The organism is Bradyrhizobium sp. BR 1433 (genome assembly GCF_051547665.1).
Lineage (GTDB): Bacteria > Pseudomonadota > Alphaproteobacteria > Rhizobiales > Xanthobacteraceae > Bradyrhizobium > Bradyrhizobium australafricanum.
Genome location: NZ_JBPUGG010000001.1, coordinates 1903705 through 1925883 on the forward strand (window position 1 = coordinate 1903705; position 22179 = coordinate 1925883).

The window sequence follows — 22179 nt, forward strand, 5'->3', positions numbered from 1 at the left end:
ATGGCGAACACTCCCAAGAAGGTCAAAGATCCCACCGAAGTCGCGCTTTCTGCCATCCAGGAAGCCCTCAACATCAGCGAACAGGGCGCGGAGAATCGCAGCCCCCTCAACGACGGCGCCGCGCCGCCGAACCTGCCGCCCGCCGCCGATTTTTCAGCCACATCGTTCGAGTTCCGTCCGAGTAATTCCGATCGTTCGGCGTTCGAGCCGATCGAAGAACCGCGCGCGCCGCGCCGCGCCGCCAACGATGATCGCGAAACCATCGGCCAGATGCTGCAGACGCTGCAGGGAGGACGCGCGCGCAACGCCTTCACGCTGTTCTTTGTCTGCTCCGGCGCCTGGCTGCTGGGCGGCGTCATCCTCACCATCGCGTTCTGGCCGGCCCTGCAGGCCTCGATGGCCCAGGGCACCGGCGTCCTGGTGCTCGCCGGCCTCGCCGCGCTGTTCGCCGTGCCGATCCTGCTGTTCGACCATCTCGCCAGCCTCGCCGCACACGGTCAGCGCATGCAGATGATCGCGCAATCGATGGCGCAGGTCGCGATGCGATTCTCCGAGCCGGAAAACGCCGCCGCCGATTCCATGGTGACGGTCGGCCAGGCGATCCGCCGCGAGGTCGCGGCGATGGGCGACGGCGTCGAGCGCGCGATCGCGCGCGCCGGCGAACTCGAGACCCTCGTTGCCAACGAGGTCGCGGCGCTGGAACGCGCCTATTCCGACAACGAGGTGCGCATCCGCGCGCTGCTGCAGGACATCGCCCACCAGCGCGACAATCTGGTCGGCCAGGCCGAGCAGGTGCGCAGCGCGATCTCCGGCGTGCAGATCGACCTGCGCCACGACATCGCGCTGATCTCCGACGCGATCGCCTCGCGCGTCGACGAGGTCGCCAAGAGCATCACCGGCGCGCTGGAAGAGCGCGGCCAGCACATCACCACCGCGCTGAGCCATGCCGGCGACAACATGATCCTCGCGCTCGGCGAGCGCGGCGGCGACCTGCTCGACCGCCTCGAGGAAGCCAGCGCCGAGACCACGCGCGCGGTGATGGACGCCTCCGAGCGGCTGACCACCAGCCTCAACTTCAAGACCGGCCACGTCCATGACGAGTTCGTCGATCTGGCCGATCGCGTCCACGAGTTGCTGAACGAGCGCATCGACCGCATCACCGGCGAGTTCGAGCAGCGTTCGTCTGTCATCGTCGACGGCATCTCCGACCGTACCGAAGAGGTCCACGACTCCCTGAAGAACTCCGCCGACTCGCTGCTGCTCGAGCTCGAGCTGCGCAGCAACGACCTCGTCAGCAAGATCGACGATGCCGGCAACCGCCTCGCCGGCCAGATCATGACGTCCGGCGACAAGGCAAGCGAGGCGCTCGACGTCACTGTCAATTCGCTGGTCGCCAAGGTGGTGGGCCAGACCGAGACCGCGCACGACTCGCTGTCGCTGCAGATGAGCGCGTTCGACGACCTGGTGAAGAACCACGGCAGCGAGCTCGCCGAGAAATTCGCCCGCGACTCCGGCACGCTCGGCGCGCTGATCACCCGCCACATCTCGGAATTCGACCGCACGGTGAAGACCTTCGGCGGCGACATCGTCGAGCGCATGGGCCAGCGGACCCAGGACATCGCCGACAGCCTGAAGACCTATGTCGACACCTTCGACCATCGTGTCACCACCAACAGCGGCGAAATCACCGCCTCACTCGACCAGCGCCTGCTGCAGTTCGAGACCACGCTCGGCAGCCGCGTCACCAATCTCGACACTTCGCTGACCGACAAGCTGTCGTCGTTCGATAGTTCGCTCGCCAGCAAGATCGGCTCGTTCGACGGCCGTCTGCAATCGCTCGATGATGCGATCGACGGCCGCATGAAGTCCCTCGAGGTCACCTTCGAGAGCCGCGCCAAGTCGGTCACCGACACCATCGACGGCCATCTCGGCACGCTCGCGACCCAGCTGACCGACGGCGCCTCCCAGGCGATCCAGTCGATCGACTCGCGGCTTGGCCTGCTCACCACCACCCTGACCGAAGGCACCGTGCAGGCGATCGCCGCGGTCGACCATCGCATCAACGGCGTCACCGAGACCATCGACGGCCACAGCGTCCGCCTGGTCGACACCCTCAACGGCCACAGCACCCGCCTCGCCGACACCATCAATGGTCACAGCGCGAATTTGACCGACACCATCTCGGCGCGGTTCGCCGACATCCAGCAGGGCATCGAGAGCCGCGTCGGCGTCATCGCCGGCGACATCGACACCCGCGTCGCGCAGTTCGAGGATCTGCTGGGCTCGCGCGTCGAGGCCGTCGCCGGCCGCATCGAGAGCAGCGGCCGCCAGGCGAGCGAGGACCTGATGTCCCGCGCCGAGTTGTTGTCGTCGAGCATCAAGTCCCATGTCGAGGACGCCGAGCGTTCGCTGACCAACCTCGTGGTCAACACCAGCGAAACCATCCAGACCGGCGCGCGCACCGCGCAGCAGGCGCTGCTCACGGTGTCCGCGGACGTCGGCAACCAGCTCAAGCTGAGCTCGGCCGAGGTCGAGAGCGTGCTGACCGCCGTCGGCACCAGCGCCGCCAACTCGATCCTCACCAGTGCCCGCGACGCGCAGGTGTCGCTGGTCACGGCCTCCGGCGACGTCGCCTCGCAGATCAAGGCGCTGTCCGAGGATGTCGAGCGCACGCTGCAGGCGGCCGGCAGCGCCACCGCAGCCTCCGTGCTGTCCGGCGCCCGCGACGCGCAGACCACGCTGGTCAGCGCCTCGGTCGAGGCCGCAAGCCAGGTCAAGTCGCTGGCCACCGATGTCGAGCAGTCGCTGTCGATGGCCGGCTCTGCCGCCGCCGAGGCGATCATGACCGGTGCCCGCGAGGCCCAGACCACGCTGATCTCGACGTCCACCGACGTCACCGGCCAGGTCAAGTCGCTCGCCAGCGACGTCGAGCGTTCGCTCTCGATGGCCGGCACCGCGACTGCGGAAGCCGTCGTCGCCTCCGCTCGCGAGGCCCAGAGCACGCTTACCGGTGCATCCACCGAAGCCGCCAACCTGGTCCGCACGCTCGCGGCCGACGTGCAGCACTCACTCTCGACCGCCGGCACCGCCACCGCGGAATCCATCGTCGCCTCCGCTCGCGAGGCCCAGAGCACGCTGGCCGGCGCGTCGACCGACGCCACCAATCTGGTGCGCACGCTGTCGGCCGACATCGAGCGCTCGCTGTCGATGGCCGGCTCCGCCACCGCGGAAGCCGTCGTCTCCTCCGCCCGCGAGGCCCAGAGCACGCTCGCCGGTGCGTCGACCGACGCCACCAATCTGGTCCGGACACTGTCGGCCGACATCGAGCGCTCGCTGTCGATGGCAGGCTCCGCCACCGCGGAAGCCGTCGTCGCTTCCGCCCGCGAGGCCCAGAGCACGCTGGCTGGCGCATCCACCGAGGCCACCGATCTGGTCCGCTCGCTGGCGGCCGATATGGAGCGTTCGCTGTCGATGGCCGGCTCCGCCACCGCGGAATCGATCACATCAGGCGCGCGTGAGGCCCAGAGCACCCTGGTCAACGCGTCGACCGAGGCTGCGACGAAGGTGTCGGCACTTGCCGCCGACATCCAGCGTGCGCTGTCGATGGCCGGCTCCGGCACCGTCGAGATGCTGACGGCCGGCGCCCGCGAGGCGCAGAACACCCTCGTCACCGCGTCGACGGAAGCAGCCAACCACGTCAAGTCGCTGGCCGTCGATGTCGAGCGCACCCTGACCTCGGTCGGCACCAACACCGCGCAGGCGATCCTCGGCAGCGCCCGCGAAGCCCAGAGCTCGTTCGTGGCAACCTCCAGCGAAGCCGCAAGCCAGATCCGCGAGATCTCCGCCGAGATCGAGCGCTCGCTGACCACGGCCAGTGCGGAGACTGCGCAGACCATCCTGGGCAGCGCCCGCGAGGCCCAGAGCTCGTTTGCGGCGACCTCTGCCGATGCCGCCGCCCAGATCCGCACGCTCTCGACCGATATCGAGCGCGCGCTGGGTGCGGTCACGGTCAAGACCACCGACAACATCCAGACCTCGGCGCAGAACGCGCAGGCCGCGCTGATCACCATGTCCAACGAGGTCTCGACCAAGGTCAAGACGACCTCCGCCGACATCGAACGTTCGGTGCTGTCGGCCTCCAGCGCCTTCGGCTCGGCGATGACCGGCAAGACCGACGAGATCGTCACCTATGTGCAGCAGCAGACCGAGCGTCTGTCGCAGATGGTCGACGGCCGCCGCGGCTCGCTGGTCGAGGCGCTGACCGCCAAGACCACGCAGCTGTCGAGCGACATGGATCGCGCCACCGCGGATGCGCTGAAGGCGATCGAAACCCGCGGCCTCGCCTTCTCGCAGTCGATGGCGGCCCATGGCAGCGATGTCGCGCGCAACATCACCTCGGCCGGCGATCAGGCGACCGGCGCGGTGGCGAAGTCGCTCAAGGAGCTCGAGCAGGCCTCGCGCACGGCGATCGACCAGTCGCGCCAGGTCTCGATCTCGGCCGTCACGGAGATGCAGGAGACCAGCAAGATCCTGCGCACCGATACGGTCGCGCTGTTCGAGCGGCTGCGCGAAGGCAACATCCTCTTGCAGGAAGTGTTCGACCGGCGCCCACGACAACCTCAACTCGCTGGAGCGCGCGCTGGTGACCCGCGTGGCCGACTTCGTGTCCGCCATGAACGACGTCACCTCGCGCAACGGCGTGGCAACCCAGACGCTGGAAGACCAGCTCACGGTGTTCAACAGCAAGACCGGCAAGGCGCTGGAAGATCTCGGCGCGCTATCGAGCCAGTTCGAGACCCATGGCAAGGCGCTGATCGATGCGGCTGCCGTGGTCGAGCAGGCCAACCGCTCGACGACGGCCTCCGTCAGCGAGCGCAAGTCGGCGCTGGAAGCGCTGGTCACGACCATCGACCTGCGCACCACCGATCTCGACCAGCGGCTGTCGCGCTTCACCGGGCTGCTCGATGAATTGCTCGGAGCGGCCGAGGAACGCGCCCGCGACATCGCCCGTGTGGTGGCGGAGACCGCAGGCGCCGGTTCGGCTGCGATCAGCAGGCAGTTCGAGGCGGTGCGCCAGGCGGCCGAGAACGAGCGTCAGCAGACCGTCGACGCGATGAACGACCTCTACCAGCAGAGCAACGCCGAGACCGATGCGATGTTCAAGGAATTCGACGGAGAAGTTCTCCGCGATGGTCACGGCGATGAAGCAGATGGCGAGCGAGATGCACAACGAGCTCGAGGCCACCCGCAACGAGCTGCGCCGCGGCGTGCTCGAGATGCCGCAGGAGGCCGCCGAGAACACCGCGCAGATGCGCAAGGTGATCGTCGACCAGATCGAGGCGCTGGCCGAGCTGAACCGCATCGTCGCTCATCACGGCCGCGGACTCGACGTGGTCTCGACCAACCGCGCCAGCGTTCGCCACGAGGAGCCGGTGGTGGCTGCCGCCGGCGGCCGCGGCGACGTGCGCATGCGGGACAACGGCAACAGCGCCTCGACGCTGCCGCCGCCGGATCTCGGCATGACGAGCTCGCGCCGCACCGAGGCCCCGCCGGTCAGCCCGGCAGGCTCCAACAACAACGGCGACGGCTGGCTGTCCGACCTGCTCAACCGCAGCGACGCACCGCCGCCTAACCCGCAGAGCCGCGACGCCCAGCAGCGCCCGCGTCCGCAGCAGCAGCCGGTCAATCCGCTGGAGTTGCTGTCGCTCGACATCGGCCGGCTGATGGACCGCACGCTTGCGGCCGAGATGTGGGATCGCTACCAGCGCGGCGAGAACAAGGCGTTCTCCAAGCGCCTCTACACGCCGGCCGGCCAGAAGGCCTTCGATGAGGTGGCCCGCAAGTATCGCGCCGACCGCGGCTTCAAGCAGACGGTCGACCGCTACATCGCGGAGTTCGAGCGCCTGCTCGACGAAGTCGCCCGCGACGGCCGCGGCCAGCAGGAGCTGAGCAGCCACCTCACCTCGGAGACCGGGCTGGTCTACACCCTGCTCGCGCACGCCGCGGGACGGCTGGGGTAAGCTGGCGAAGTAAGCGAGTAGCGAAATAAAAATGGAAACGGAGGCCGAAGGGCCTCCGTTTTTGTTTGGGAGTTGGTTTGAATGGGTTCGCGAACGCGTATCGAGCCCAGCGCGACCGCATCAGCCACCGTCATTGCGAGGAGCGTAAGCGACGAAGCAATCCATGCTGCCGAGCAAGCGGAGCGATGGATTGCTTCGCGGAGCCTGTCATCGGGCGCGCGTTCGCGCGACCCGTTGGCTCGCAATGACGGATGCGGCCGACGGCGAACCCTACTCGCTATTCGCCACTCACCATTCTCACGTCACTGCCGCCGCCGCGGCCCCGGTGCCGCCGGAGCCGGCGCGGGCTCGGGTGCGGCGTTGTTGCTGCCGCCGAAGATCACCCGGCTCGGGTTGCGGTCGAAATTATTCACCGCGCGGCTGATGTCGGACAGCGTCCTGCGGCCGTCGTTGATCAGGAGGTTGGAGCGCTTGTCGAGATCCTCGGCGAGTTCGCGGATCGACTTCACCATCAGGTTCAGCTCGCTGCCATTGTTGCCGCCCGCGATCGCATTGAGGCCCAGCATCAGGCTGTCGGCCTTGCCCATCACGCCGTCGACCTTGAGCATGACGTTGTCGATCTTCTCGGAATTGCGCGCTAAGGCCTGGGTAAAGACCTCGAGATTCTTCAGCGAATTCTTCACCGACTGCTGATTGTCGGCGACGATGCGGTTGACGTTCTGCAGGGTGGCGCGGATCGCCTCGGTGACGTCCTGCAGCGCATTCGGGTCGGCGGTCAGAACCGGGATGCCGTCCTCGTCCAGCGGCACCGGCGGGGCGGCCTCCTCGCCGCCCTTGAGCGAAATCGCGGCGACGCCGGTGAGACCCTGGAACTCGAGACCGACCAGGGTGTCCTTGCGGAGCGGTGCGTTGTTCTCGATCATCGCCAGCGCAACCACGCGCCGCGGGTTGTCGAGCTTCACCGAGACCACCTCCCCTATCCGAATACCGTTAAAATTGACATTGCCGCCGTTGCGCAGGCCTGACGCCGGCCCTTCGAAGATCACCCGCAGGGGGCTGCGCTGCTTGGTGGTGTGCAGGCTCTGGAACCACAGCACGAAGCCGAATGCGGCGGCGATCACCGCCAGCGTGAAAGCCCCGATCAAGACGTAGTTCGCCCGCGTTTCCATCAATTACTCGCGTTAATCACTCTTGGGCCCTCGCGCAGCCGGCTGCGCTCGAGCCCATCGAATTCCTGTTGGCGCATGATCTCGTCCGAAAATCGGCTCCAGGTTTCGGGATCATGGGCTAAGCCACAACGGCACGGGCGCGCTTGCCGTTGAAATATTGCTGCAGCCATGGATGCTGCGACGCCTTCATGTCGGCGATCGATCCTGCAGCAATGATCTTACCGTTCCCTAAAACGGCGATACGGTCGCACGCGGTGTAAAGACTGTCGAGATCGTGGGTTACCATGAAAACGGTCAGCCCCAAAGTGCGCTGCAGGGTGCGCACCAGCTCGTCAAACTCGCCGGCGCCGATCGGATCGAGACCCGAGGTCGGCTCGTCGAGAAACACGAGCTCGGGATCGAGCGCGAGTGCGCGCGCCAGCGCGACGCGCTTGATCATGCCGCCCGACAATTCCGACGGATAGCGATCGGCGACTTCCGGCTTCAGCCCGACCATCACGAGCTTTGCCACCATGATCTCGTCGAGCAGCCGCTGCGAGACGCGCAGATATTCGCGTGCCGGAAACTGGATGTTCTGGCGCACCGTGAGCGAGGAGAACAGCGCGCCCTGCTGAAACAGGATGCCCCAGCGGCGCTCGACGGCACGGCGCTGCGAGGTGCTCGCGGCGTCGAGATCGACACCGAACACCTCGATGCGGCCGGCGACCTTCGGCACGAGCCCGATGATGGTACGCGTCAGCACCGACTTGCCGGCGCCCGAGGGCCCGACGAAGCCGAGGATCTCGCCGCGCCTGACGTCGAGGTTGAGGCCATCGAGCACCCGCGTGTTGCCGAATTGAACGGTGATGTCGCGGACCCGGATGATGGCGTCGTTGTCCTCTTCCGCCATGATCACATCCCGATCGAGGCGAAGAAGATCGCGAACACGCCGTCCATCACGATCACGAAGAATATCCCTTTCACCACCGATGCAGTGGTGTGCTGTCCGAGCGACTCCGCCGATCCCTGTACTGCAAGGCCTTCGACGCAGGCGACGATACCGATCACCGCCGCCATGACCGGCGCCTTGACCATGCCGACGATGAAATGGTCGATCGATATGGCATCACGAAGGCGGAGCAGGAAGGCCTCCGGATCGACGCCGCCATAGAGCCAGGCCACCAGGCCGCCGCCATAGAGCGCGGCCATCGCGCCGAGGAAGGCCAGGATCGGCAGCGCCAGCACCAGCGCCAGCATGCGCGGCAGGATCAGGACCTCGATCGGATCGAAGCCCATGGTGCGCAGCGCGTTGATCTCCTCGCGCATCTTCATCGAGCCGAGCTCGGCGGTATAGGCCGAGCCGGAGCGGCCCGCGACCATGATCGCGACCAGCAGCACGCCGATCTCGCGCAGCACCAGCACGCCCAGCATGTCGACGACGAAGATGTCGGCGCCGAACCTGCGGAAATGGAAGATGCCCTGCTGCGAGATGATGCAGCCGATCAGGAAGGTGATCAGCACCACGATCGGCACCGCGCGCCAGCACACCTGCTCGAGGTGATGTACCGTCGAGGTCAGGCGGAAGCTGCGCGGATGGACCAGCACCTTGCCCGCGGCCACCAGCACCGCGCCGAGCATGTCGACGAGGCCGATGATGGTGCCGCCGATCCCGGCCACGGTGCGCCCGATCTGTTCGAGCATGCCTGATAGCGACAGCGGGTCGCTGATGACCCTGGGCGCAGGGCCGACGCGGCGGACCTCGTCGACCAGGCTGGAATAGTTGGCCGAGAGGCCGGCGATCTCGGCTTCGGCGCTGGCGTCGCTGAGGCTTCGGCGCAGCCGCTCGATCAGCCAGGCGCCGAAGGTGTCGAGGCTCGCGACCTGCGACACGTCGATGAAGATGTGCGGGCGGCTGCCGCGCAGCTTCTCGGCGTCGGAGACGATCCGCTCGAGCGCAGGAGCAAAGCGGGCCGTCCAGTTGCCCGCCGCGCACAACGCCAGTCCTTCGCCTTGGGCTATCCGCTCCAGTGTCGGGTCGCCGCTCACCTTTTGCCTACCCCTCAAGCCGGCTGGCTGCCGCTAACGCTGATCTCCGGCGCTGCCGGATCGGCTTGTCGAATCTGCCGCTAAACAGCCATAGTTGGCTGCGCGTCGCAAGCTACGGTTCAGGAAATAGTAGACTTTAAAATGACTTCCACCCCATCCGGAGCGATTTCCCTGACCGGTCGGATCGAGCGCTGGCCGATCGCGGGGACCTTCACGATCAGCCGCGGCGCCAAGACCGAGGCCGTCGTCGTGGTGGCCGAGGTAAGCCAGGGCGGCCTCACCGGCCGCGGCGAATGCGTACCCTACCCGCGCTATGGCGAAACGCCCGAGGCGACGCTGCAGGCGATCCAGGCCTTGCAGGCGCCGCTCGCCGGCGGCATGGACCGCATCGCCTTGCAGGCCCGGATGCCCGCCGGCGCCGCCCGCAATGCGCTGGATTGCGCGCTGGGGGACCTTGAGGCCAAACGCGCCGGCAGGCGGATCTGGAACCTGCTCGGCCGGCCTGCGCCGGAGCCGCGGACCACCGCCTATACGATCTCGCTCGGGACATCAGAGGCGATGGCGGAGGCCACCGCGAAGGCCGCGCATCGTCAGTTGCTCAAGATCAAGCTCGGCGGCGAAGGCGACGGCGCGCGGATCGCCGCCGTGCGCAAGGCGGCGCCTCGATCCGAGTTGATCGTCGACGCCAACGAGGCCTGGACCGAGGACAACCTCGCCGCCAATCTCGCGGCCTGCGCCGATGCCGGCGTCACCCTGATCGAGCAGCCGCTGCCGGCGGGCAAGGATGAGGCGCTGGCGCGGACCAGGCGCCCGGTTGCGGTCTGCGCCGACGAGAGCGTGCACGACCGCGCCTCGCTCGCCGGCCTGCGCGGCCGCTATGACGCCGTCAACATCAAGCTCGACAAGACCGGCGGATTGACCGAAGCCCTGGCGATGGCGGATGCCGCACGTACGCTCGGCTTCGAGATCATGATCGGCTGCATGGTCGCGACCTCGCTCGCGATGGCGCCGGCGATGCTGATCGCGCAAGCCGCGCGCTTCGTCGATCTCGACGGCCCGTTGCTGCTGGCGAAGGACCGCGACCACGGCATGCGCTACGAGGGCAGCCTGGTCTATCCGCCCGACGCCGCGCTCTGGGGCTAATCGGTGAGACGCTTACGCGCCAGCCACATCACGAGCCCGCCCGTGGCCGCCATCGCGGCCATCATGTCGTAGACGCCGAGCCCGAAGCGCGCATAGACCATGCCGCTGACGATCGCCGTGGTGCTCGCGACAATGCCGCCGCAGGCGGTGAGATAGCCTTGCGCACGCGCCATCACGTGAACCGGCACGTGATGCACCATCAGGCCCATGATACCGACCTGCGTCAGGCCGAAGCTCAGCCCGTGTCCGAGTTGCACAACTGCAAGCACCGCAAGCGGCGGGTCCTGCGCGGTAATCGCCCAGCGCGCCGCGGCACTGGAGGCCGCGATCATCACCAGCACAGCCGACGGCAGCGTGAAGCGCGGCGAGGCCGCAAACAGCACGATCTCGGCGATCACGCCGAGCACCCAGAGACAAGCGATCGTCAGGCCGTTGAAGCCGGCCTGCTGCCAGGCGATCGATGCGAAGATGTAATAGGCGCCGTGGCTGCCCTGGATCAGCGCCGAGGATACGATGATGGCGAGGAAGGTGGGATTGCGCAGCAGTTTTGTCGCGCCGGCCGCAGGTGTGGCGGCTGCCGCTGGGCGGCCCAGCGGCCGCAGCGTCAGCCCGACCAGCGCGCCGAGCGCCGTCACGGCCGTGATGATCCAGATCAGGTCGACCTCGGCGACATAGCGGAGCAGGAAGCCGCTCAGCAGCGCGCAGACCGCGAAGGCGGCCGAGCCCCAGAGCCGCAGCGGTCCGTAGCTGAGGCCGAATTGCCTGACGCCGCGCAGCGCATAGGCGTCGGTGAGCGGCACCATCGGAGTCCAGACGCAGCAGGTCAGCGCATAGATCGCCAGCAGCACGAACGGCTGGTGCTGGGTGCCGATCACGGCAAAGCCGAACGCCGTGGCGAATCCGGTGGCGATGATCGCCCCGCGCAGCATCTGACGCCGCTCCGCCGCTGCGGTGACCAGCGGCAGCACCGTGAAGCGCGTCACCGGCGGCACCGCGGTGATGATGCCGATCCAGGTGGCGTCGATGCCGATCGCCTTCAGCCACACCGTGAAAAACGGCAGATGAACCCCGGTCATGCCGAACAGCGTGGCATAGAATGCCGCTAGGCTGCGCGCGAATTGCCGCGATGCAATCTTTGCAGCAATGGGGATTTGTGATTCGGAAGACATCAATTCAATTGCGATTCGCGCGATATCGTGGTGATCGTTAGCGTAACGCGCAGTGATTTGCGCGGAGAGATTGTGATGGCCGAAGAAGCATTCGCCCTGTCGCCGATATCCGCCCGCGCGGCCCTGCCGAGCGAGGAGGACTATGCCGCGATCAGCGCGGCCTTCATGGAGACCTCGCGGGGCCGCTGGTTCCTCGGCGAATACGCCAAGCGCAACCGCAATGCCGATACCCGCATGGTGCTCGATGCCGTGGCGCGGATCGAGGAAAGCCTCAGCGCGCAGCGGCAAGCCGCCGCCGCGGCGATCAGGGACGAGCAACTGGCGCAGGCGCTGGCCGCCCTGCGCGGCGCAATCGAAGCTACCCAGGCCTCCGCCATCGCCGCGCTCGACGGCATCAGCTTCGAGCAAAGCCTCGCACCGGTGCGCAAGGGCGTGCGGGTGATCAGGGAGATCTCCTGGCGGCTGCGCGAGATCGGCAATGACGGCCGGATCTGCGACATCATCGATTCGCAGGTCAGCGCGATCGAGGCCGGCGCCGCCGAGGTCTCGATGAACGACGCCAAGGCTGTGCTGGATGCCGCCTTCGCGGCGCTGGCGCGCCGGCTCAGCGAGTTCGATCCGGACAAGGCGGCGACGCCTGCGGCCGAGCCTGCTGTGGCCGAGGCGCCGGTTGCGGAGCCGCCGGCAGCGGCCGCCGCGCCGCCATCGGTGGCCGAAAGTGCAGCTCCCGATATGGCCGCTACGCCGCCAGCGCCGCCTCAGGAGGCCGCTGCGGCGCCGAACATCGAAGCCGCGATTCCCGCCGCCGTGCCCGGCACTGAGGCCGCTACGGCCGTGATGCCGCAGCCGAGCGAAGCATGGCTCAAGGCTGAAGCCGCGCTGGCCGAAGCCGAGGCCGCGGAACTCGCCCGCGTCACCGACGAAACGGCGGCCGACGCCCATGACGAGGCGGTGCTCGACCTCATTGCGATGGAGATGGGCGCGCCCGATCCGATCGATGAAGAGGCGATCGCGGAGGAAATGCGCGCCGCCGAGGAGATGCGCGTCGCTGAGGCAATGGCGGCCGAGCCCGAAATGGTTGCGCCGGCCATTCAGCCCGAGCCTGCACCGGCGCCCGCGCCGAAGGTCGAGGTCAGGGCCGAAGTCAAGATCGAGCCGCCGCCGCGAGCGGCAGCGCCGATTGCCGAGACTTCTGGTGATGCCGCCGCCTCTCCAGTCCGTCGTTGAGCCTGCCCCGGCTCCCGCAGCGGAGATATCACTTGGCTCGACCATCATCGCCAGCGGCCTGCTGAAAAGGCCGACTGTTGCGGCCAACGACCCGCTCGCGCCAATCCGTCGCATGAGCCAGGCCGAGAAGATGGCGTTCTTCTCGTAACCTCGACTGTTCATATCCTGTCATTGCCGGGCTTGACCCGCGCACGACGACTGGCGCGAAGCATTCATGTCCCATGGACCGCACACGCAACGTGAGCCAGCTCATGTACCGCGGCAGCATCTGTGCCTAACCCGGTGTCAGGCAACCAGTTTCGCGAACAGGTCGGCGTCGACATTGCCGCCCGACAGCACGATGACGACGTTCTTGCCCTTGGCATCGATCCGCCCGGCGAGCAGCGCCGCGAGTCCGACCGCGCCGCCGGGCTCGACCACGAGCTTGAGCTCGCGGTAGGCAAAGGCGACGGCGGCGCCGACCTCGTCGTCGGAGGCGCTGACGCCATTCGCGAGCAGCTTGCTGTTGATGGCGAAGGTCAGTTCGCCCGGTATCATCGCCATCAGCGCATCGCAGATGGTGCGCGGCGCAACCGCATGCGCCTCGCGATGGCCGACCTTGAGCGAAAGGGCATGATCGTCATAGCCCGCGGGCTCGGCGACGATCACCTGGGCCTGCGGATATTTCGCCTTCACCGCGGTCGCAACGCCCGCGATCAATCCGCCACCCGAAGCCGGCGCGACCACGATGTCGGGCGTCAGTCCGAGCGCAGCCATGTCCTCGGCGATCTCGCGGCCGGCGGTGCCTTGGCCCGCGATCACGAAGGGATCGTCGTAGGGGCGCACCAAGGTCGCGCCGCGCTTGCCGGCAATGCCGTTGGCGATCGCCTCGCGGTCGTCGCGATCGCGGTCGTAGAGCACGACTTCGGCGCCATAGGATTTGGTGCGCTCGCGCTTGGTGATCGGCGAGTCCGCAGGCATCACGATGGTCGCCTGCATGTTGAGGATCTTGGCCGCCGCGGCGACGCCCTGAGCGTGGTTGCCCGAGGAGAATGCGACGACGCCGCCGCTCCGCTTGTCCTGCGGGATCGAGGCGAGCTTGTTGAAAGCGCCGCGAAACTTGAACGATCCAGTCCGCTGCAGCATTTCGGGCTTGAGGAAGACCTGGCTGCCGACGCGTTCGTTGAGAACGGGGAAGGTCAGGAGCGGCGTGCGCACCGCGAACGGCGCGACCACCCTTGCGGCGGCATCGATGTCCGCGGCAGCGACGGGTGGATTGAGAACGGTGTCCGTCATTAGCGATTTGTATCGCGGCGCCGGGCTGGCGGGCAAGACGCTTTAGCGTGACCTGACTAGCGTGAGGTCGGCTGGGTCGCCGGCAGAGCCACAAAATGGTGCTCTTCGGCACCGAATTCGAGCGCCTCGCCCTCGCCGTCCGGCGGCGCGGGGCGGACGTTCATGCAGCGATCGATGAACACCCGGGCCGACGCCTGCCAGGTGTGGAGCGCGGCAAAGTCGACGCAGGCCTGCCGCGGGATGCTGAGCGCCTCCAGGCAGGCATGGCGCAGATCCTCGTCGAGCACGCCGACCGGCGCCGCGCCGATCACGTCGCGGGGACCGGTGACCGGAAAAGCGGCAACCGGCAGGCCGCTCGCCAATGCTTCAAGCAGCACCAGACCAAACGTATCGGTACGGCTCGGGAAAACGAACACATCGGCCGCGGCGTAGATCTCAGCCAATTCTTCCCCATGACGAGCACCGAGGAACACGGCGTCCGGATATTTCCGCTCCAGCGCCGCCCGCGCCGGGCCGTCGCCGACCACGACCTTGGTTCCCGGCAGATCGAGATCGAGGAAGGCCTCGAGATTCTTCTCCACCGCCACCCGGCCGACGCTGAGATAGACCGGCTGCGGCAGGCAGAGATCGACGTCGCGCGGATGGAACAGCGCGGTATCGACGCCGCGCGACCACAGCACCACGTTGCGGAAGCCGCGTTGACGCAACTCGGCCGCCAACGCCGGGGTCGCCGCCATCACCGCCCGGCTCGGTCTGTGGAACCAGCGCAGCGCCCGCCACACCCAGGCTTCGGGGACAGGCGTCCGCGCCGAGACGTATTCGGGGAAGCGGGTGTGGAAGCTCGTCGTGAACGGCAGGCCGCGCTTGCGGCAATAGCGGCGCACCGCAAGCCCGATCGGGCCCTCGGTCGCGATATGGATGCTGTCGGGCCTCGCCGCCTCGATCAGACTTGCGACCTTGGCCCGGTAGGGCAGCGCCAGCCGGAGATCGCGATAGCTCGGCATCGCGAAGGTGCGGAACTCGTCCGGCGTCAGGAAGCTCACCTCGACGCCGAGCGATTTCGCCGCCTGTGCCATCATGGTCAGCGTGCGGACAACCCCGTTGACCTGGGGATGCCACGCATCGGTCGCGACCAGGATATGCGTCATGCAGCGCGTGCCGTCACTCGCGGAACCGGCGCGATCCGGCGCACCGGGTCGGTCCAGGTGATGATCTCGAAATGGCCGTCCTCGTGCTCGGCGAGCGCGGTGCAGCTCTCCACCCAGTCGCCGCAATTCATGTAGCGGATGCCGTGCTCGTCATGAATTCGTCGCGTAGTGGATGTGGCCGCAGATCACGCCGTCGCAGCCGTGGCGCCGCGCCTCGCCGGCAAGCGTCGCCTCGAACGCGCCGATATAGTTCACCGCCTTCTTGACCTTCAGCTTGGCCCATTGCGACAGCGACCAGTACGGCACGCCGAACATCTTGCGGAAGAAGTTGACGAAGCGATTCATCTGGATCGCGAAATCGTAGGCCTTGTCGCCGAGATGGGCGAGCCAGCGCGCGTTCTGCACCACGAGATCGAAGATGTCGCCGTGGATCACGAGGTAGCGCTTGCCGTCAGCGCCAGTGTGAACGGTGTTCTCCACCACGTCGATGCCGCCGAAATGCGTGCCGTAATATTTGCGCAGGAACTCGTCGTGGTTGCCCGGGACGTAGATCACCTTGGCGCCCTTGCGCGCCTTGCGCAGCATCTTCTGCACGAAATCGTTATGGGTCTGCGGCCAGTACCAGTTCGACTTCAGCGCCCAGCCGTCGACGATATCACCAACGAGGTAGATCGTGTCGGCATCGTGAGAGCGGAGGAAGTCGAGCAGGCGGTCGGCTTGCGAACCGCGGGCTCCGAGATGGACATCGGAGATAAACAAAGTGCGAAAGTGCCGCTCGGGACTTTCTTCACTCAAGGAGTCACTTCCCATGCCTGTGCACCTAACAGATTCCTGTGACAAGGCGATGACGATCCCCGCGACCCAAGGCCCCACAAACAGTTAACGAGAATCAGCAGCACGCCCCTGCCCTGCGGATAACAGCAGCGTGCGACAATCTGGCGACATCGGCGGTCGCGGCTGTGGAGAAGAGGCGTTGTGTTGCCTGCACAGCACGATGGAACAGCGAAGCGATCGAATGCGTAGCCCGGATGGAGCGAAGCGCAATCCGGGGTCTGGCATCCGCGGATGAACTGGTCCCGGATTTCGCTGCGCTCCATCCGGGCTACAAAGCTACGATTGAACGACGCTTCAATAATACTTGTGGAAGTGATGCACCGGCCCATGGCCGTGGCCGACGGCGAAGCGATCGGCTTCGGCGATCGCCTGCGTGATCCAGGCCTTGGCGTTGCGCACGGAGGTCTCCATGCTCTCGCCCTTCGCGAGCCCTGCTGCGATTGCCGAGGACAGCGAGCAGCCGGTGCCATGCGTATTGGCGGTCGCAATCCGCGGCGCAGCCAGCGCGATGCTGTGCTCGGCGTCGATCAGATAGTCGATGCTCTCGGCGCCGTGCCCATGGCCGCCCTTGACCAGCACCGCGCGACATCCCATCGCCAGCAATCGCTTGCCTTGTCGCTCGACGTCGGCCTCGCTTGAGGCAACCGGCTCGTTCAAGAGCGCCGCCACTTCCGGCAGGTTCGGCGTGATCAGCGAGGCCAGCGGAAACAGCAGGACCTTCAGCGCATCGACCGCCTCGGCGGCAAGCAGCCGATCACCGGAGGTTGCGACCATCACCGGATCGAGCACGACATGGCGCGGCGCCCAGCGCCTCAGCCCATCGGCGATCGCAGCGATCGTGTCGGCCTGCGCCACCATGCCGATCTTGACCGCGCCGACCTCGAGGTCGGAGAACACTGCATCGATCTGGGCGGTGACGAATGACGCGGGCACCGGATGGATGCCGCTGACCCCCATGGTGTTCTGCGCGGTCAGCGCCGTGATCGCGGAGGCGCCATAGACCCCGAGCGCGGCAAAGCTCTTGAGGTCGGCCTGGATGCCCGCCCCGCCCGAGGAGTCCGAGCCGGCAATGGTGAGCGCGACCGGCGTCATCTTGCAGCACCGGCGGTTGATACGAATGAGACCATCACGAACAAGACCATGGCCTGTCCTAGCCCGGCCGCCGATCGGCAGCAAGTTCGCCTGACTTTACCGCAAGTTGGCCTCACCTTGCCCCCTGCCTCGCCCCCTTGCCTTGGCCGCCCGTTTTGGGCCTATAGTCGCGGAAATCCCCGGAGACGACTTTGATGGTTCCTTTCTTCGTCCAGATCAAATGCAAGCTCGGCCAGTCCTACACCGTCGCCAACGCACTGGCGGAGGCCGAGATTGCGTCCGAGATCTATTCCACCGCGGGCAATTACGACCTCCTGGTCAAGTTCTACGTCGACCACGACACCGACATCGGCCATTTCATCAACGAGAAGGTTCAGGTGATCCCGGGCATCCAGGACACCCTCACGATCATCACCTTCAAGGCGTTCGGCGCGAAGTAGGACGCGCCCCGCGAGAGCATGATGAGATTTAGGTCGAGCTTGAACGGCGTCGAAAGTTCACCTCTCCCTTGGGAGAGGTGAACCGAAACCGCGGCGAGCCGATTCAACGAAACCCATCCCGCTTTACAATTCCTTCTCCTTCTTCACCGGCTTCGGCGGTCCCTCGACCGGCGGCAGCGACTTGATGTACTCGGCGATCGCGTCGCGGTCGGACGACGACAGTCGCGAGGTGTTGCGGATCACGCGCACCATCGATCCGCCCGCGCTATCGCCGTCCGGCGTCTGGCCGCTCTCGAGGAAATAGGCGATATCCTTCACACTCCAGTCCGAGATCCCCCTCGGCGTGATGTTGGGTACCCAGCCTTCGCCCTCCGGATTCGGACCACCGGCGAAGCGCTGCGCGGTGACGATGCCGCCGAGGACATTGCGCGGGCTGTGGCACTCGGCGCAATGGCCGAAGCTGTTGACGAGATAGGCGCCGCGATACCAATGCGCCGAGCGGCTTGCATCCGCGATGAACGGCTTGCCGTTCATGAACAGGAATTTCCAGACCCCGACATTGCGCCTGATGTTGAACGGAAACGGCAAATCATGGTCGCGCACCTTGCCGGCGACCGGCGGCAAGGTCTTCAGATAAGCGAACAGGTCGCGCACATCGCTGACCTTGGCGTGCTGATAGGACGGATATGGAAACGCCGGGAAATAGTGCGCGCCCGATGGCGAGGTGCCCTTCATGACCGCTGTGACGAAATCGGCCTCGCTCCAGCGGCCGATGCCGTCGTTCGGGTCGGACGAGATGTTCGGCGCATAGAAGGTGCCAAATGGCGAGGGGATCGCGAGCCCGCCGCCGAGCTTCGTGCGGTCGTCCTGCTTCGGCACGGCATGGCAGGAGGAACATCCCCCGGCATTGAACGTTGTGAGGCCGTTGGCCAGGTCAGGCTGATAGGCAGGCAGCGCGTTGGCGGCAACGGTCGCGGGGATCGTCAGCCACCAGAACACGCCAAAGCCGATTACGCCGGCCAGAATCGCCAGGAGCAAAATTCGTCGCAGCATTCACCGATCCGTCATTGGTCGCGTCAATTCATGGACCAGTATGATGGCAACCAGCCGGACAAGCTCGCATCAAATTTGCCGCACCCACGATCCATTTGGGGAATAAATCCGAAAAACTGCTGTTTGAAGATTGCAACCATCCTGTGACGTCAAAGGGGAGAGAACCATGTCGAACAAGACCTTGCTTGCCACGCTGACGCTCGGCGCCGCCATCGCCTTCGCCGGTCCTGCCTTTGCCGAGAAGTTCACGGCGAAGCTGGACAGCAAGAGCGAAGTGCCGCCGAATACCAGCACCGCCACCGGCACCGCCGACATCGACTACGATGCCGCCAGCAAGAAGCTGAGCTGGAAGCTGACCTATTCCGGCCTGTCGGGTCCGGCCACCGCCGCGCATTTCCACGGCCCCGCCGAGGCCGGCAAGAATTCCGGTGTCGCAGTCGCGATCCCGAACGCGACGTCGAGCCCGGTCGAAGGCAGCGCCACGCTGACCGACGCGCAGGCCGCCGATCTGCTCGCCGGCAAGTACTATGTCAACGTTCACACCGCGGCCAATCCGGGCGGCGAGATCCGCGGCCAGGTGACCAAATAACAAGTGACGAAGTAATCGTTCGCGACGCAACGCCAACAAGAAACGGCCGACACGAAAAGGGCGGACGCCCTAAAGCGTCCGCCCTTTTCGTTGATGGAATGGCGATCAGCCCTTCTTGACGCGATAGGTCTCGTGGCAGCCGCCGCACTGCTTGCCGATCACGCCCAGCTCGGCCTTCAGCGTATCGACGTCCTTGATCTTGCCCTTGGCATCGGTGACGACCTTCGCGAAGCTCGCGGACTGCTGCGCGAAGCCCGCCTTGTCTTCCCAGATTTTCGGCGAAGGGGCGTAATCGCCTTCCAGCTTGACGCCTTTCATGCTCTCGGGGAACAGCGTCGGAAGCTGCTTGGCGGTATCCTCGAACTGGGCCAGCGCGGCATTGACGGTCGCCTGGTCGTAGGGCTTTTCGCCCTTGATGATCGCCGACAGCGCACCCGCATTCTTGCCATTGTCCTTCATCATGGCCTGGGTCTTCTTGACTTGATCTTGCTGTGCAACGACTGCACCGGCACCGAACGCCAGCATCGCGACAACGACGACAATCCGCTTCATCGGCAAAACCCCTCAATTCCGCTCTGTCCCGGTCCGCGATCTGCGGCCGGCCTGGTTTGCAAAACACCGCAGGCGGAATCTTCATTCCGCCTGCGACAATTTATCAGAGATTATGGCGGCGCTGCGCCTCGCGGATCGCGATCCAGACCCGTTCCGGCGTGGCGGGCATGTCGATGTGGTCGATCTTGTACTCACGATGCAGACCCTCGACGATCGCGTTGACGACCGCCGGGCACGAGCCGATCGCGCCCGCCTCGCCCGCGCCCTTCACGCCCATTGGGTTGGTCGTGCAGGGCACGTTATGGGTCTCGAACACGAAGGACGGCCCGTCGGAGGCGCGCGGCAGCGCATAGTCCATGAAGGTGCCGGTGACGAGCTGACCGTCGGTCGGGCTGTACACCGCCTGCTCCATCAGCGCCTGTCCGATGCCTTGCATCGCGCCGCCGTGAACCTGGCCGGCGAGCATCAGCGGATTGAGCGTGACGCCGAAATCGTCGACGATGACGTAGCTGACGATCTTGATGATGCCGGTGGCGGGATCGATCTCGACCTCGGCGAGATGGGTGCCGTTCGGATAGGTGCCGTCGGCGCTGGCGAAGGTCGCGCTCGCATTCATCTTCGACGTGTCGCCGCCGGGACGTTTGGCGAGATCGGCAAAGCTGACCGAGCGGTCGGTGCCGGCGATGCGGATGCGGCCGTCGGCGATTTCGAGGTCGCCGGCGCCGGCCTCCAGTGCCTGCGCCGCGAGCTCTTTCAGCTTGTTGCCGAGATCATGCGTCGCCCGCTGCACGCTGACGCCGCCGGACGGAATCGATGCCGAGCCGCCGGTGCCGAGGCCGGTCGCGATCTTGTCGGTATCACCCTGCAGCACATGGACGCGCTCGGGCGGCACGCCGAACTGCTCGGCGACGATCTGCGCATAGGCGGTCTGGTGGCCCTGCCCGCTCGACTGCGTGCCGATCAGGACCGAGATATCGCCGTTGGGATCGAGCGCCACATTGGCGGTCTCCTCGCCCATGGTGCCGCAGACCTCGACATAGCTCGCCATGCCGATGCCCCGCACCAGGCCGTCTTTCCTGGCGGCCTTGGCACGCTTCGGAAACTCCTTCCAGTTGGCAATCTCCATCGCGCGCTTCATATGCGCGACGAAGTCGCCGGAGTCGTAGACCTTGCCGGTCGCGGTCGTGTAGGGCAGCGACTTCGGCGGAATGAAATTCTTCCGCCGGATGGCGTCCGGCGTCATGCCGAGCTTGCGCGCGGCGGCATCGACGAGGCGCTCGATGACATAGGCGGCCTCCGGGCGGCCGGCGCCGCGATAGGCATCGACCGGCACCGTGTTGGTGAACACGGTGCGGACCCGGCAGTGGAAGGCCTGGATGTCGTAGAGGCCCGGCAGCATGCCGGCGCCGCCATGCGGGATGTAAGGCGCGAACGTCGAGAGATAGGCGCCCATGTCGCCCATCAGGTCGACATCCATGCCGAGGAATTTGCCGTCCTCGGCGAGCGCCATCTTCGCGGTGGTGAGATTGTCGCGGCCCTGCGCGTCGCCCATGAAATGGTCGGAGCGCTCGGCCGTCCATTTGATGCTTTTCTTTAGCTTGCGCGCGGCGACCGAGATCAGCGCATATTCGCGATAGGGAAACAGCTTGGTGCCGAAGCCGCCGCCGACATCCGGGCAGATCACCCGCATGTTCTCCTTCGGCATCTTCAGGATCATGTCGCAGAGGATCTCGCGCAGGCGGTGGCTGCCCTGGCTGCCGATCGTCAGCGTCAGATGATCCTTCTTGGCGTCGTATTCCGCGACCGCGGCGCGCGTCTCCATGAAATTGGTGATGACGCGCGGATTGACGATGGTGATCTCGGCCACCGCATGCGCCTTGGCGAACGCGTCCTCGGCGGCTTTCTTGTCGCCGATCGAGACATCGAACAGCACATTGCCGGGCTTGTCCGGCCACACCTGCGGCGCGTCCTTCTTCACCGCATTGACGAGGCCGACTGCCGCCGGCAGCGGCGTCCATTTGACGTCGATCGCCTCGATCGCGTCACGGGCATGATCGACGGTGTCGGCGACCACAAAGGCCACCGCGTCGCCGACATGGCGCACCTCGTCCTTGGCGAGGATCGGATAAGGCGGTGCGGTGAACGGATCGGTTTCGAGATTGAACAGGCACGGCAGGCCGCCGAGCTCGGCAACGTCGGCGGCGGTCAGGATCAGCGCCACGCCGGGCATGCCGCGGGCCTTGCCGGCATCGATCGTGTAGGTCGCGTGCGCGTGCGGCGAGCGCAGCATCAGCGCGTGCAATGCGGGAGACGGCGCGACGTCGTCGGTGTAGCGGCCCCTGCCGCGAATCAGAGCGTCGTCCTCCTTGCGCCGCACACTTTGTCCGACGCCGAATTTGATGGGAGCTGCCATCGTCTCTCCAATTGCCTTGGTGTGTTTTGC

General features: G+C 66.2%; 16 protein-coding genes and 1 pseudogene. 6 read left to right on the top strand and 11 right to left on the bottom strand.

What is annotated here, in order from left to right; genetic code table 11:
* Nucleotides 1–4968 carry a negative regulator of septation ring formation gene (locus ACSKB9_RS09670; protein ID WP_438072779.1) on the top strand — a complete coding sequence of 1656 codons (4968 nt, stop codon included), beginning with the start codon at nucleotides 1–3 and terminating at the stop codon, nucleotides 4966–4968.
* A 221-nt stretch (nucleotides 4969–5189) separates the two neighbouring features.
* Nucleotides 5190–6020, top strand: a complete 831-nt coding sequence (locus ACSKB9_RS09675) for a hypothetical protein (protein WP_438072781.1) — start codon at nucleotides 5190–5192, stop codon at nucleotides 6018–6020.
* A gap of 302 nt (nucleotides 6021–6322) precedes the next feature.
* Here the strand turns inward: ACSKB9_RS09675 and ACSKB9_RS09680 are convergent, their stop codons facing one another.
* From ACSKB9_RS09680 to ACSKB9_RS09690, 3 genes are all read right to left on the bottom strand, one after another.
* Entirely contained in the window at nucleotides 6323–7189 is an 867-nt protein-coding gene (locus ACSKB9_RS09680) for an MlaD family protein (RefSeq protein ID WP_018272595.1), read from the bottom strand.
* 118 nt (nucleotides 7190–7307) lie between these two features.
* A complete protein-coding gene (locus tag ACSKB9_RS09685) occupies nucleotides 7308–8078 on the bottom strand; it encodes an ABC transporter ATP-binding protein (RefSeq protein ID WP_028338275.1) in 771 nt (256 codons plus the stop codon).
* Between the two features lie 2 nt (nucleotides 8079–8080).
* The gene (locus ACSKB9_RS09690) at nucleotides 8081–9214 is read right to left on the bottom strand and encodes an MlaE family ABC transporter permease (protein ID WP_438072783.1); all 1134 of its coding nucleotides are present in this window, start codon (nucleotides 9212–9214) and stop codon (nucleotides 8081–8083) included.
* 141 nt (nucleotides 9215–9355) lie between these two features.
* Here ACSKB9_RS09690 and dgcA point away from each other — a divergent pair, with 141 nt between their 5' ends.
* Nucleotides 9356–10357, top strand: coding sequence for an N-acetyl-D-Glu racemase DgcA (dgcA, locus tag ACSKB9_RS09695; protein ID WP_438072785.1), 1002 nt, complete (start codon nucleotides 9356–9358; stop codon nucleotides 10355–10357).
* Here dgcA and ACSKB9_RS09700 read toward each other — a convergent pair.
* The gene (locus tag ACSKB9_RS09700) at nucleotides 10354–11526 is read right to left on the bottom strand and encodes an MFS transporter (protein ID WP_438072786.1); all 1173 of its coding nucleotides are present in this window, start codon (nucleotides 11524–11526) and stop codon (nucleotides 10354–10356) included. The genes dgcA and ACSKB9_RS09700 overlap by 4 nt on opposite strands.
* A 75-nt stretch (nucleotides 11527–11601) precedes the next feature.
* Here ACSKB9_RS09700 and ACSKB9_RS09705 point away from each other — a divergent pair, with 75 nt between their 5' ends.
* Nucleotides 11602–12753 (top strand): hypothetical protein, encoded by a 1152-nt coding sequence (locus tag ACSKB9_RS09705; protein WP_438072787.1) that lies wholly within the window; start codon nucleotides 11602–11604, stop codon nucleotides 12751–12753.
* A 285-nt stretch (nucleotides 12754–13038) separates the two neighbouring features.
* Here the strand turns inward: ACSKB9_RS09705 and ACSKB9_RS09710 are convergent, their stop codons facing one another.
* The 4 genes and pseudogenes from ACSKB9_RS09710 to thiD form a co-directional block, all read right to left on the bottom strand.
* Nucleotides 13039–14028 carry a threonine/serine dehydratase gene (locus tag ACSKB9_RS09710; protein WP_438072789.1) on the bottom strand — a complete coding sequence of 330 codons (990 nt, stop codon included), beginning with the start codon at nucleotides 14026–14028 and terminating at the stop codon, nucleotides 13039–13041.
* A 56-nt stretch (nucleotides 14029–14084) separates the two neighbouring features.
* A complete protein-coding gene (locus ACSKB9_RS09715) occupies nucleotides 14085–15176 on the bottom strand; it encodes a glycosyltransferase family 4 protein (protein ID WP_438072790.1) in 1092 nt (363 codons plus the stop codon).
* Nucleotides 15173–15986 (bottom strand): annotated as a pseudogene (locus ACSKB9_RS09720) (UDP-2,3-diacylglucosamine diphosphatase). Before ACSKB9_RS09720 ends, ACSKB9_RS09715 begins: the two are co-directional and overlap by 4 nt.
* Nucleotides 15987–16304: 318 nt before the next feature.
* On the bottom strand, nucleotides 16305–17102 hold the full coding sequence (thiD, locus tag ACSKB9_RS09725) for a bifunctional hydroxymethylpyrimidine kinase/phosphomethylpyrimidine kinase (RefSeq protein WP_310880083.1): 798 nt from the start codon (nucleotides 17100–17102) through the stop codon (nucleotides 16305–16307).
* A 194-nt stretch (nucleotides 17103–17296) separates the two neighbouring features.
* On the opposite strand from thiD, the gene ACSKB9_RS09730 reads away from it, so the two are divergent.
* Complete coding sequence (locus ACSKB9_RS09730) at nucleotides 17297–17542, top strand: Lrp/AsnC ligand binding domain-containing protein (protein WP_016845986.1); 246 nt, start codon at nucleotides 17297–17299, stop codon at nucleotides 17540–17542.
* 123 nt (nucleotides 17543–17665) lie between these two features.
* Here the strand turns inward: ACSKB9_RS09730 and ACSKB9_RS09735 are convergent, their stop codons facing one another.
* A complete protein-coding gene (locus tag ACSKB9_RS09735; RefSeq protein WP_438072792.1) occupies nucleotides 17666–18595 on the bottom strand; it encodes a c-type cytochrome in 930 nt (309 codons plus the stop codon).
* 166 nt (nucleotides 18596–18761) lie between these two features.
* Between ACSKB9_RS09735 and ACSKB9_RS09740 the strand changes: the two genes are divergently transcribed.
* Nucleotides 18762–19184, top strand: coding sequence for a CHRD domain-containing protein (locus tag ACSKB9_RS09740; protein ID WP_057016700.1), 423 nt, complete (start codon nucleotides 18762–18764; stop codon nucleotides 19182–19184).
* A 105-nt stretch (nucleotides 19185–19289) separates the two neighbouring features.
* On the opposite strand, the gene ACSKB9_RS09745 is transcribed toward ACSKB9_RS09740, so the two are convergent.
* Together ACSKB9_RS09745 and ACSKB9_RS09750 are read right to left on the bottom strand one after the other, a co-directional pair.
* Nucleotides 19290–19736 (bottom strand): c-type cytochrome, encoded by a 447-nt coding sequence (locus tag ACSKB9_RS09745; protein ID WP_057016701.1) that lies wholly within the window; start codon nucleotides 19734–19736, stop codon nucleotides 19290–19292.
* Between the two features lie 103 nt (nucleotides 19737–19839).
* A complete protein-coding gene (locus ACSKB9_RS09750) occupies nucleotides 19840–22149 on the bottom strand; it encodes a xanthine dehydrogenase family protein molybdopterin-binding subunit (protein ID WP_438072794.1) in 2310 nt (769 codons plus the stop codon).
* Nucleotides 22150–22179: the final 30 nt, after the last annotated feature.